Origin of the sequence: Bacteroides sp. ET71, from assembly GCF_023336905.1 — a bacterium.
In the GTDB taxonomy this organism is placed as follows: Bacteria; Bacteroidota; Bacteroidia; order Bacteroidales; family Bacteroidaceae; genus Bacteroides.
Genome location: NZ_JAMBLS010000007.1, coordinates 82,761 through 94,676, shown reverse-complemented (window position 1 = coordinate 94,676; position 11,916 = coordinate 82,761). Strand labels below are relative to the sequence as shown.

At 54.5% G+C, this 11,916-nt stretch carries 14 protein-coding genes and 1 tRNA gene; 10 read left to right on the top strand and 5 right to left on the bottom strand.

The window, feature by feature from the left end; translation table 11 throughout:
• Window positions 1-137: 137 nt before the first annotated feature.
• From M3090_RS06020 to M3090_RS05980, 9 genes are all read left to right on the top strand, one after another.
• A complete protein-coding gene (locus M3090_RS06020) occupies window positions 138-830 on the top strand; it encodes an energy transducer TonB (protein WP_249054548.1) in 693 nt (230 codons plus the stop codon).
• A gap of 23 nt (window positions 831-853) precedes the next feature.
• On the top strand, window positions 854-1,828 hold the full coding sequence (locus M3090_RS06015) for a polyprenyl synthetase family protein (protein WP_249054547.1): 975 nt from the start codon (window positions 854-856) through the stop codon (window positions 1,826-1,828).
• Between the two features lie 43 nt (window positions 1,829-1,871).
• A complete protein-coding gene (locus M3090_RS06010; protein WP_249054546.1) occupies window positions 1,872-2,582 on the top strand; it encodes a hypothetical protein in 711 nt (236 codons plus the stop codon).
• Entirely contained in the window at window positions 2,579-3,358 is a 780-nt protein-coding gene (locus M3090_RS06005) for a TatD family hydrolase (RefSeq protein WP_249054545.1), read from the top strand. Before M3090_RS06010 ends, M3090_RS06005 begins: the two co-directional genes overlap by 4 nt.
• Before the next feature lie 133 nt (window positions 3,359-3,491).
• Window positions 3,492-3,579 (top strand) — tRNA-Ser (locus M3090_RS06000).
• A 151-nt stretch (window positions 3,580-3,730) separates the two neighbouring features.
• Entirely contained in the window at window positions 3,731-4,525 is a 795-nt protein-coding gene (locus M3090_RS05995; protein WP_249054544.1) for a MotA/TolQ/ExbB proton channel family protein, read from the top strand.
• Window positions 4,503-5,036, top strand: coding sequence for a hypothetical protein (locus tag M3090_RS05990; RefSeq protein ID WP_249054543.1), 534 nt, complete (start codon window positions 4,503-4,505; stop codon window positions 5,034-5,036). Before M3090_RS05995 ends, M3090_RS05990 begins: the two co-directional genes overlap by 23 nt.
• A 21-nt stretch (window positions 5,037-5,057) precedes the next feature.
• On the top strand, window positions 5,058-5,657 hold the full coding sequence (locus M3090_RS05985; RefSeq protein WP_249054541.1) for an ExbD/TolR family protein: 600 nt from the start codon (window positions 5,058-5,060) through the stop codon (window positions 5,655-5,657).
• Window positions 5,654-6,142, top strand: a complete 489-nt coding sequence (locus M3090_RS05980) for an ExbD/TolR family protein (RefSeq protein WP_249054539.1) — start codon at window positions 5,654-5,656, stop codon at window positions 6,140-6,142. The genes M3090_RS05985 and M3090_RS05980 overlap by 4 nt, the downstream gene beginning before the upstream one ends.
• Window positions 6,143-6,522: 380 nt before the next feature.
• On the opposite strand, the gene M3090_RS05975 is transcribed toward M3090_RS05980, so the two are convergent.
• Window positions 6,523-7,068, bottom strand: a complete 546-nt coding sequence (locus M3090_RS05975) for a GNAT family N-acetyltransferase (protein ID WP_249054538.1) — start codon at window positions 7,066-7,068, stop codon at window positions 6,523-6,525.
• A gap of 27 nt (window positions 7,069-7,095) precedes the next feature.
• Complete coding sequence (locus tag M3090_RS05970; RefSeq protein WP_249054537.1) at window positions 7,096-8,376, bottom strand: M64 family metallopeptidase; 1,281 nt, start codon at window positions 8,374-8,376, stop codon at window positions 7,096-7,098.
• A 171-nt stretch (window positions 8,377-8,547) separates the two neighbouring features.
• Here M3090_RS05970 and M3090_RS05965 point away from each other — a divergent pair, with 171 nt between their 5' ends.
• Complete coding sequence (locus tag M3090_RS05965; RefSeq protein ID WP_249054536.1) at window positions 8,548-9,024, top strand: Lrp/AsnC family transcriptional regulator; 477 nt, start codon at window positions 8,548-8,550, stop codon at window positions 9,022-9,024.
• An 11-nt stretch (window positions 9,025-9,035) separates the two neighbouring features.
• Here M3090_RS05965 and M3090_RS05960 read toward each other — a convergent pair whose 3' ends face one another.
• The 3 genes from M3090_RS05960 to cls all read right to left on the bottom strand — a co-directional run bounded on the left by M3090_RS05960 (window position 9,036) and on the right by cls (window position 11,772).
• On the bottom strand, window positions 9,036-9,527 hold the full coding sequence (locus M3090_RS05960) for a dihydrofolate reductase (protein WP_249054535.1): 492 nt from the start codon (window positions 9,525-9,527) through the stop codon (window positions 9,036-9,038).
• Between the two features lie 224 nt (window positions 9,528-9,751).
• Window positions 9,752-10,546, bottom strand: a complete 795-nt coding sequence (locus M3090_RS05955; protein WP_249054534.1) for a thymidylate synthase — start codon at window positions 10,544-10,546, stop codon at window positions 9,752-9,754.
• A gap of 80 nt (window positions 10,547-10,626) precedes the next feature.
• Entirely contained in the window at window positions 10,627-11,772 is a 1,146-nt protein-coding gene (cls, locus tag M3090_RS05950) for a cardiolipin synthase (protein ID WP_249054592.1), read from the bottom strand.
• Window positions 11,773-11,916: the final 144 nt, after the last annotated feature.

Genomic DNA, 11,916 nt, shown 5'->3' with positions numbered 1-11,916 from the left:
GGAAAGTGTGAATCCTTCGTGGAAGGATAAAAAGGCCGGTTGCTTTGCAGAAAAACAATCTTTTGTGTACAGGAATAGAAGGAAAAACGCTATATTTGCCACAAAAGGAACACTGATACGAACCGAATGTATGGGTTATGGAAGTAAAGAAGTCGTCCGAAGCTGACTTGGAGCAATATCGAAGCACGTGGCTGTTGCTTGGCTGCGTGGTGGCATTGTCTGTCTTGTTTGTAGCTTTTGAATGGACGGGACGTACCGATGACCCGGATTTGCAGGCATTGCTTCCGGAACTGGTGTTTGAGGAAGAACTTGAAGTTCCGGTGATTGAGCAGCCCGAGGTTGTTCCTCCTCCGCCTCCTGTGGTGCCATCCGTTACGCCGGAAGTGATGACGGTGGTGGAAAATGATGTCCCGGTAGAGGATACGCCTGTCGAGATTCAGGCACAAGTAGATGTGGCTTCTGTCAATGAGTCAGCGCCCATGGAAGCGGAAGAAAATTTATCAGCAGAAAAAGAAAACTTTGTTTTGGTTGATGAGTTGCCTGAATTTCCGGATGGAGGACAGGCTGGCCTGATGCGTTATCTGACTCAGCATATCCGTTATCCGTTGTATGCACAGCATCGTAACTTGCAGGGCAATGTACTGTGTCAGTTCATGGTGAATGAAGACGGCAGCATATCGGATGTGCGTGTGTTGCAAGGTGTTCATCCGGTTCTGGACAATGAAGCAGTCCGGGTGCTTCGCTTTATGCCTCGTTGGAAGCCAGGGCGATTGCGCGGAAAGCCTGTACGTGTGTGCTATTCCTTGCCTGTGGTATTTAGGTTACAGTAAAATTTAGTTTAATAAGATATTGTATGTTTACGACTACTGAATTGTTGGAGAAAATAAATAATCACCTTGCCGGGCTGAAATTTACCCGCCAGCCGCAGGGCTTGTATGAACCCGTTTCTTACGTACTCTCGTTGGGAGGGAAACGTATTCGTCCCGTGTTGATGCTGATGGCCTATAACTTATATCACGAGGACGTGGAAAATATTCTGGCACCGGCTACGGGCATTGAGGTGTATCATAATTATACGTTGTTGCATGATGACTTGATGGACAAGGCTGACATGCGCCGGGGCAAACCGACTGTGCATAAGGTCTGGAATGAAAATACGGCCATTCTGTCCGGCGATGCAATGCTGGTGCTGGCCTATCAGTTTATGGCGCAGTGCAATCCGGTTTATCTGAAGGCAGTTTTGGATGTGTTCAGTCTTACTGCCCTGGAGATTTGTGAAGGGCAGCAGATGGACATGGACTTTGAGGTCCGTAAGGATGTGACAGAGGCGGAATATTTGGAAATGATCCGTCTGAAGACGTCGGTCCTTCTGGCTGGCAGTTTGAAGATGGGGGCTATGCTGGCAGGGGCTACGGAAGAAGATGCCGGACATTTGTACGATTTTGGCATAAACCTGGGCATTGTGTTCCAGTTGAAAGACGATTTGTTGGATGTGTATGGAAATCCGGAAGTGTTTGGAAAAAACATCGGAGGGGACATCTTGTGCAACAAGAAAACTTATTTGTTGATAAAGGCCCTGGAACTGGCAGATGAGAAGCAGCGCCGCGCTTTGGATTTTTGGATAGATGCCGATACTTATGTGCCCGAGAAAAAGATTGCGGCAGTAACGGCGTTGTACGACGAGATAGGGGTAAAAAACGTGTGTGAGGGCTTGATGGATGAATATCTTATTAAGGCTCGTGCTGCATTGTCTGCTGTGAACGTGCCGTCGGAGCGGAAACATGCTCTGGAGGAGCTGATGGATAAACTGACGATTCGCCAGTCTTAAAAGAATGAGATAAACTGATGTGTTACACTAAATAATAGAAGTGATGCCATACAGACGGTTGCCAAACACAGATCAAGCCAGAATTCGTTCACTTAAAGCGGTAGCAGCCAAAGCTGATTCCTATAATGTATATGACTTGGCGGTTTCGCTGAAAACATTGCGGGAGATTTGTAACTTCCTGCCCAAATTTGAAGCGGCCCAAATCTATTATTCAGAGTGTTATGCCCGTCAATCGGAGGCTGCTCCCAAACATCAGCAACACGTTAAGATGGCCCGCCTCTATGTGTCACACTTCATTCAAGTGCTCAATCTGGCAGTAATACGCAATGAAGTCCGTGCCATACATAAAAACTTATATGGCCTGGACTTGCAAAACAATGTTGTACCCGACTTATCGTCGGAACATGCCTTGGCCGAATGGGGACGAAAGATTATAGACGGGGAAACACGGCGTACGACACAAGGAGGTGTTCCTATCTATAATCCTACGATTGCGAAAGTAAGGGTGCATTACGACATTTTCATGGAGAGTTACGAGAAACAGAAAAGCCTGCAAGCATTGACTGCCCGTAGCCTGGAACAACTGGCTTCCATGCGCGCAGAAGCGGACGCTCTGATACTGGACGCCTGGAACCAGGTTGAGAAAAGATACGAGAAGGTAATCCCTGCTGAAAAACGGATGGAGCTTTGCCGGGATTATGGATTGATTTATTATTATCGGACCGGAGAAAAGAAAAGAGAAGCGAGCGTATGAGATTGGTAGATTCACATTCACACCTGTTTCTGGAAGAATTTGACGAAGACTTGCCACAAGTGGTTGAACGTGCCAGGCAGGCAGGTGTTTCACATATATTTATGCCTAATATTGACAGTACGACAATAGCACCTTTGTTGCGAGTGTGTGAGGAATATCCTGGCTATTGTTTCCCCATGATAGGGTTGCATCCCACGTCTGTCAACGATAATTATGAAGCCGAATTGTCCGTGGTGAAACAACAGTTGCTTTCCAATGAACACTATGTGGCTGTGGGAGAGATTGGGATGGATTTGTATTGGGATAAGACTTATGAGAAACAGCAGCGAAAAGCTTTGGACGTTCAACTGAGTCTGGCATTGGAACATGATTTGCCTGTTGTCATCCATTGCCGTGAGGCTTTTGAGGAAATCTTTCAAGTGTTGGAGCCTTATAAGAATACACATTTGAGAGGCATTTGGCATTGCTTTACTGGGACAAAAGAAGAGGCTCGGCGTGCCTTGGCTTTTTCGAACTTTTTGTTGGGCATCAATGGAGTGGTGACATTCAAGAAATCTGCCTTGCCGGAAGTGTTGCGTGACATACCACTGGACAGAATGGTATTGGAGACGGACGCTCCCTATTTAGCACCCGTCCCTCATAGGGGACAAAGGAATGAGACTGCTTTTGTGAAAGACACTCTGCTGAAATTGGCTGATATCTTGGGAGAGCTGCCGGAATATGTGGCCGAGACGACCTCTGCAAATGCTCTGAAAATGTTCGGTCGAGAGAGCTAACTCTATCTAATTTCTTTAAAATATATTAAAAAGACTGCTATTGACAGATAAAAGCTTCTTGAATGTGGAAGAAAATAAAAAAATAAACTACTTTTGCACCCGAAAAAATTGAAACAGCATTTTCGAGAGTGAAGGAAAGATGCTCGAGTGGTTGAAGAGGCACGCCTGGAAAGCGTGTATACCCCAAAAGGGTATCCGGGGTTCGAATCCCCGTCTTTCCGCAGAATTGCAAGGATAACGAAAAGAACTTCTAAGGTAAACTTAGAGGTTCTTTTTCTTTTTATGGCAATTTGTAACAAGGGAGTAGAAGAGGTATTTGAAAAAAAGCTATCTTTGAGGCGTAATTTAGAATCAGATATTTATATAATCACGATGAAACGTTTATTCCTGTTGTTTATTTTGTCCGGTATATTGGCTTACTTGCCTGTGCAGCGGATGGTGGCGCAAGAGGCTTCAGAGGTTCTTCCGGTAGAAGAGACGGAGCATGTGCTGGAGAAGGAAGGAGAGTCGAAAGATGGCATCCACAAGGTGTTGAAAGTCAAGTTTATCGAAGGCTCGGCTTTCTTTATGAGTTGGATTGCCATTGCTTTTGTCATTGGATTGGCTTTCTGTATCGAGCGGATTATTTACTTGAGTCTGTCTGAAATCAATACGAAGAAATTTGTGGCGAGTGTCGAATCGGAACTGGAGAAGGGGGATGTCGAGGCGGCCAAGGAGCGTGCCCGCAACACGCGGGGGCCGGTGGCGTCCATTTATTACCAGGGGCTGATGCGGATAGACCAAGGGGTGGATGTCGTGGAGAAGTCGATGGTGGCTTATGGAGGCGTGCAGTCGGGCTACTTGGAGAAGGGGTGTTCGTGGATATCGTTGTTCATAGCCATAGCGCCGTCGTTGGGTTTCTTGGGCACGGTCATCGGCATGGTGCAGGCTTTTGACAAGATTCAGCAGCTTGGCGACATATCGGCTACGGCGGTTGCCGGGGGGATGAAGGTGGCGCTGATTACCACGATTTTCGGGCTGATTGTCGCATTGATTTTGCAGGTATTCTATAATTATATCTTGTCGAAGATAGAGGCGTTGACGAATGATATGGAGGATGCGTCGGTGTCGTTGTTGGATATGGTTATCAAGTATGAGTTGAGGCATGGGAGGCAAGGGCATGAGTGATGCGGAGAATCGGTCTCTGCGTAAGTCCGGGAGGCTGCGGATACAGAGGCTTTCGGGGGCGGTCTTATGGCTGTTGTTGGGCGTGACGCTGTTGGTGTCCGTAGGGTTCTTCATGGGTGGTGAGACGCCCGAAGGGCAGCGTGTGGTCGCAGATGCTTCGTTGTCGGAGCCGCGGGGCACGGACGGGCTGATGGTGTGGATGTATGTGTTGCTGGGGCTCACGTTGCTGGTGTCTGTGACCGGTGTGATTGTCAAGTTTGCGGCACGCTGTGTGGTGGCTCCGCGTTCGGCTCTGCGGTCGTTGATGGGCGTGGCGCTGGTGGCGGTGGTCTTGGCTGTGTCGTGGTGGGCGGGCAGCGGTAGTCCGTTGTCGATGCCGGGTTATGACGGCGGGGAGAATGTGCCGTTCTGGTTGAAGGTGGCCGACATGTTCCTGTACACCATCTATGTGTTGATGGGACTGGCGGTGGCATTGATGGTGGGGTTTGGCATTGCCCGCAGGTTCAGGTAAATCGGGGGAGGAGGAGTGACGATGTACAGGAACAGGAGGTTTGGGCGGAGGGTTCCCGAAATCAATTCGAGCTCGACGGCAGACATTGCTTTTCTGCTGCTGATTTTTTTTCTGATGACTACTTCGATGGATACGGACATGGGGTTGCCGCGGCGGTTGCCGGAGTGGGCGGCCGACGGAAGGAAGCCGGAGACGGTGGAGGTGCGCGAGCGGAATGTGTTGTCCGTCAGGCTGGATGCCGACGATCGCTTGTGGTGTGACGAGCGTCTGGTCGGACTGGCGGAGCTGCATGCCGTGGCCAGGGAGTTTGTTGGGAATCCGGAAGGCCGCGAGGACTTGCCCGAACGGGTGGCGACGGAGGTGCCGGGGTTGGGGACGGTGGAGGTGACGAAGAATCACGTCATCCTGTTGTCGTGCCACCGCGAGGCTACGTACAAGGCTTATGTGGCGTTGCAGGACGAGTTGGCCGGGGTGTACGAGGAGTTGCGCAACGAGTTGTCGCGCCGTCGTTGGGGGCAGGATTATGCCGACTTGGCACCTGCCCGTCGGCAGGCCGTGCGCATGGTTTATCCCCAGCGGGTGTCGGAGGAGACGTATGGCGGGGAAGGAGGGCGGCCATGAGCAGGCGGTTCGGGCGGGAGCGCAGGAGGGAGGTGCCGAGGTTGAATACTTCGTCGTTGCCCGACCTGATATTCACTTTGCTGTTCTTTTTTATGCTGGTGACGAACTTGCGCGAGTCGCGGCCCAAGGTGGACTATCGCGTGCCGGAGGCGGCGAGGGCCGAGCGTTTGGAGAAGAAGTCGCTGGTGACGACCATCTATGTGGGGCGGGCCGCCGCTGGTGATGCACCCGGTGCCGTCGGTGGGTTTTGCATCCAGTTGAACGACAAGCTGGCCACGGTGGACGACATCCCGGCCTTTATCGCCGCCGAGCAGGCGCGGCTGGCGCCGGAGGACCGCGGGCGCATGGTGGTGAGCCTGAAGGTGGACGGCGATGCCCCCATGGGGTTGGTGGCCGACGTCAAGGAGGCGTTGCGTAGGGCGGGGGCGTTGAACGTCAGTTACTCGGCACGCGAGGCGGAAGCGGACGAGGCGTCGGCAGACTGAGGGTGCGCTGCCCCGGCCGGCTCTTTCTCAAGGATTCTTTCGCCAGGCTTTACACGGCCTCTCCGCATGGGCGGGGAGGCCGTCTTTGTTACGGTCGGAAGCATGTCTTCACTACGCTGGGAAATGTGTCTTCGCACCGCTCGGAATCTTGTCTTCGCACCGGTGGATTCTTTATCGCACACTGTGATATATTCATAGCGCACTGCGATATATTCGTAGCGCACTGTGATATATTCATAGCGCACTGCGCTATATTGTTTTTATCAGCCTGAGCATATATTTTCCATCCCTGCGAGCGATGATTTCCCGCAGGGGTCTTCAGGTATGGTTGGAAGTATCCGTCGGTGGATGGAGACGAGTGTGAGGAGTGTCCCTCCGCCTCAGTCCGGGCAGGTGCCGTACACCTCGCGGTAGATGCGTTGCTTGACTTCGTCGTAGGCCCGGTCGGCGTCCAGTGCGCCGTAGGCCATCAGGAGCATGGGCAGGAAGCTGTCGCCGGGCTTGTAGGGCGGTTGCCGGTAGGGCTTGTCCCACAGCCGGAAGCCCTGCCGCTGGTAGAAACCTATGCGGCGGCGGGCCAAGTCGTTGTCGGGCATCTCCACCTCCAGTACCAGCGGCCGGGGGGCCAGGTCGGCACATAGCCGTTCGATGACTCGGGCGCCGTAGCCTCCGTTGCGTCGGGCGGGGTCGATGGCAAAGTGCTCGCCGTAGCAGAAGGTGCCGAAATCCCAGTAGGTGAAAAAGCCGACAGGCGTGTCGTCACTCTCCAGGACGATGTTGTTGTAGAAGGCCGGCTTCGTGTCCGTGTAGAGGCGCAACTGCTCCAGCGGCCTGTACTCCTCCGGTGGGAAGGACTGTACCATCAGTTCTTCCATGAACCGATACCAGTCGGCATCGGCTGTCGTGATACGTTGCAGTCTAATCATGTTCTTACGATGTTTAAAGTCAGGTTATTATTCTGTGTAGAACTCAATCAGCCGGCGTAAAGCCCGCTGGCATACGGGGCAGAAGGCCGGATACTCGTTTGTGCGCATGCGGCAGTTGTACGAGGCACGGTACAGCCCCCGGGCCGAGTAGGCCGCCCCTTCGTACAGGCCTACCTCGTGCATGTTGAAGTTGTCGGCCGGTGTGGGCAGAGGCGTGCCTTCGGGAATCATGTCCTGCCACTTCGAGGCAAAGTCCACGCGCGTCGTCACGTTCTGTTCCCACGGCTCCACGTCGGTCGGATACGTATCGTTCATCACATCCTCGTCGTAGAAATACTCGTCGGCCAGCCCCCCGAAGCTGTGTCCGAACTCATGCACCACCACCGGGCGGAAGTCCTTGTGATGCGCCGTCGTCAGCGTGTACGAATTGTAGATGCCTCCTCCTCCATATTCATCGGTATTGGCCAGCACGATGATATGCTCATAGTCTATCCCCGCCAGTGCGTCGTGCAGGGTCTTGAGGTGCGAGGTCGTCAGGTAACGGTCGGAGTAGAACGTGCTGAAGTGCGAGCCGAAGGCCGTGCTCCGCCACTCGCTCAGCCGTGGGATGCTCACCCCGCTGTCTTCCGACGGGCTGGCCACTGCCACGACGTTGAACCGCTCCTTCATCGAGCGGAACGGCTCGTGTCCGAACAAGCTCTCGCAGGCCGTCTGCGCGTCGCGGTAGAACATGTCCATCTCTGCCTCCGTGTAGCCCTCGGCCACGATGGCTACGTCGATACAACGGTCGGCCTGTCCGCTTTTCAGCAGGTAGCGGTGCGGGCAGACATGAGTCTCTCCCTTCCGCCGTATCAGGATGTCTTCCGGGTCTACACGGTGTTGCAGCCGGGCACGTACCTGTCTGTGCGAGTCGAACAAAGTGACCTCTACCGACACCGCCCGCCGGGGGAAGGGCAGCAGGAAGGTGTTTTCGAAGCCCTTGGCCGTGGTGCGTGCCTCGTCTGTCTCCAGCCATTCCTGGAACAGTGCGGAGAAAGAAGTGCGGTATATGACCGTTCCGTCTGTTGCGTCCTTCATCGTGATTTGTCCGTTGCCGGCCAATGGCAGTTCCGACAGGTGGTGGCGCCTTCCGGCCCAGCGGGGCAGTGAGGAGAGTTCGTCCACGCAGATGGTTTGCCGCTCGGCATTGCCTGTAAACAGGTAGTCCACGCGCAGTGTCCGGTCCGTAAAGTAGTGTTCGAATGTTTGTGCCTTCACTGCTCCCAGGCAGAGGCACAGGCAGGCAAGAAGCAAGTGCTTTTTCTTCATAATCGGGTGTATTTTTTCTCGGCAAAGATACACTCTTTGTGCATCATTCGCTCCTTTTCTGCTAATAAAAGTAACAAACTGTATCTGTTTTGAGGGGAAAAATGACTAACTTTGCATCAACTTGCAAGCGGATGCAGGGGTTAATGTGTTTTTTTCAATCAATAATACGAAATGGGACAGCATCAATTGGATAGTTTGGACGTGCAGATTCTGAAGCTGATTGCAGACAATGCACGTATTCCTTTCCTGGAGGTGGCGCGCGCCTGCAACGTGTCGGGGGCGGCCATCCACCAGCGCATACAGAAGTTGGCAAACATGGGCATTCTGAAAGGCTCGGAGTTTATCATCGACCCGGAGAAAATCGGTTATGAGACTTGTGCTTACATTGGCATATACCTGAAGGACCCGGCATCGTTCGATGCGGTGACAAAGGCATTGGAGGCTATTCCGGAGATTGTGGAGTGCCACTTCACGACCGGTAAGTATGACATGTTCATCAAGCTGTATGCCCGGAACAATCATCATTTGCTGAGCATCATCCACGACAAACTGCAACCGCTTGGTCTGGCTCGTACGGAGACGTTGATTTCGTTTCACGAAGCCATCAAGCGGCAGATGCCGATATTGCCGGCGGAAGAGGAGGAGTAGCGGCAGCGGAATCAGCGTCGCACGTAGTCTACAAACGCATAAGGGCAGGGATGTTTCTCGTCAGCAGGACGGGCGTCCCTGCTTTTTTCTTGCCACGTGGCGGGGTCGATGGGGGGGAACCATACGTCGGCCCGGGGGGCTTCGGCGTCTATTTCTGTCAGGCACAGCTCGTCGGCCAGGGGGAGGGCCTGGTGGTAGAGGCTGGCGCCGCCGATGATGTAGACGTGTTCATCCGGTCGGCACGAGGCCAGGGCTTCGTCCAGGGTGGGAAACACCTCCGCGCCGGGCAGTTGGAGTCCGGCTTGGGAGGAGAGGACGATGTTACGTCGGTTGGGCAAAGCGCCTTTGGGCAGGGATTCGAATGTCTTGCGGCCCATCAGGATGGTGTGGCCCGTGGTGAGGGATTTGAAGCGTTTCAGGTCGTTGGGCAGCCAGAAAAGCAGCTTGTTTTGGTAGCCGATGGCACGGCGGCGGTCGATGGCGGCGATGAGGGTGAGGGTCATGTTGGAAATCGTTTTTAAGGGGTTTGAAAAAAGACCGCGGTGTTTCCGGAAAAAGACCGCGGTGTTTCTGGAAAAAGACCGCGGTGTTTCTGGAAAAAGACCGCGGTGTTTCTGAGAAAAGACCGCGGTCTTTTTTGGAGAGGACCACGGTGTCTTCGCGAGAGGCCCGCGGTGCTTCCGCGTTGGCATCCTCATTCCCCCGCGGAGGAGGGACGGGGAGGGGGTTACACCGACACTTGTCCGGCAATGTGCGGCCAGGGGTTGTAGTCCGTCAGCTCGAAGTCTTCGTAGCGGAAGTCGAAGATGCTTTTCACGTCGGGGTTGAGGTGCATCCGGGGCAGCGGGCGTGGCGTGCGGGTGAGTTGCAGCTTCACCTGCTCCAGATGGTTGGTGTAGACGTGCGTGTCGCCCAGCGTATGTACGAAGTCCCCGGCCTTCAGCCCCGTCACCTGGGCCATCATCTGGAGCAGCAGGGCGTAGGAGGCGATGTTGAAGGGGACTCCCAGGAACGTGTCTGCGCTGCGCTGGTACATCTGCAGGCTGAGCCGTCCGCCGGCCACGTAGAACTGGAAGAGCAGGTGGCACGGGGGCAGGTTCATCCGTCCCAGGTCGGCCACGTTCCACGCGCTGACGATGATGCGGCGCGAGTCGGGGTTGTGCCTGATGGTCTCCACGGCTTCGCTGATTTGGTCGATGAAGCCCCCCTGGTAGTCCGGCCACGAGCGCCACTGGTAGCCGTAGATGTGCCCCAGGTCACCGTCGGCATCGGCCCATTCGTTCCAGATGCGCACGCCGTGCTCCTGCAGGTAATGCACGTTGGTGTCGCCGCGCAGGAACCACAGCAGCTCGTAGATGATGGACTTGAGGTGCAGCTTCTTGGTGGTCAGCAGCGGGAACCCGTCTTCCAGGTTGAAGCGCATCTGGTGGCCGAACACGCTCAGCGTGCCCGTGCCCGTGCGGTCTTCCTTATGCACACCTTCGGTGAGGATGCGGTCGAGGAGGTCTAAGTATTGTTTCATTGCTCAGTATGATTATGTGTCAGGTCGTTTTCTTTTCTCCTGCAAAGGTAAACTTTTCTCTGAAATGGAGCAAATCGTCCTTACAGTACAGGCGTGAACAAGTGGGCGAACCATCCGACGAACTTCTTCCAGCCCGAGCGCTGTTTCCAGATGTCCGGCGTCAGCAGTGTGCTGTTCTGGCGGTTGCGTTCGAACAGCGCATTGAGCGCTGCCGTGGTGCGGGGGGCGAAGATGAAGGCGTTCGTCTCGTAGTCATAACGCAAGCTGCGGCTGTTCAGGTTGGCCGTGCCCACCGTGCAGTAACAGTCGTCCACGGTCATCACCTTGGCATGGTGGAACCCTCCGTTGAAAAGGTAGATGCGCGCGCCGCGCTTCATCAGCTTGTGCACGTAGTAGAGGGCGGCTTCGGGCGTGAAAGGCACATCGCTGACGCTGGGAATCATGATTTCCACCTGCACACCGCGTTTCAATGCCCGTTTCAGGGCGGTGCGTATGGACTTGGTAGGCACGAAGTAGGGATTGATGATGCGGACCACGTGGCGGGCACTGTCGATGGCGGCCGTGTAGGCATGGCTGATAGAGCGGGGCGTCTCGCGCGGCACGCGGTCTACGATGGCCACCTCCTCAGCCTCCTGTTCCGGGATGTCGATGTCGGCAAAGTATTCCGGCCCACCCACGTGCTGGCCGGTCTCCCGGTTCCACATGGTCAGGAAGATGCCTTGCAGGTAGCGCACGGCATCGCCGTCGATGCGCACATGTATGTCATGCCACGCCCCTATCTTCGGCAGTCCCGTGATGTAGTAGTCGGCCACGTTCATGCCGCCCGTGTAGCCCGTCCGTCCGTCGATGACCACAATCTTGCGGTGGTCGCGGTGCAGGGCGTGGTTGACGTAGGGGAAAGTGATGGGGTCGAACTTCACCAGCTCGATGCCTCGGGCGCGGATGGCCTTGATATGCTTTTCTTTCAGCGGCTGGCTGTTCGACCAGTTGCCGAAGGCGTCAAACAAGGCACGTACTTCTACGCCTTCCTGCACCTTCTGGGCCAGCAGGTCGAACAAGGCATTGGCGATGGAGTCGTTGCGGAAGTTGAAGTATTCCAGGTGTACATGATGGCGTGCCCGGCGGATGGCGTCGAACAGGTCGGCAAATTTATCCCGTCCCGTAGTAAGCAGTTTCACGCGGTTGTTGCCTGTCACGGGGATGCCTGTCGCACGCAGGTAGTCCATCATCAGCGTGTCGCTCGCTGTTTGGGCGCGTGTGGCAGCCACGGGGAGGAGGATGCCCAGCAGGATAATCAGTATAGTGTGCTTCAAAACTATCTTTGCTTAATCAGTTTCCGAGGGGGCAAAGGTAGCATAAAAAAGCGAAAC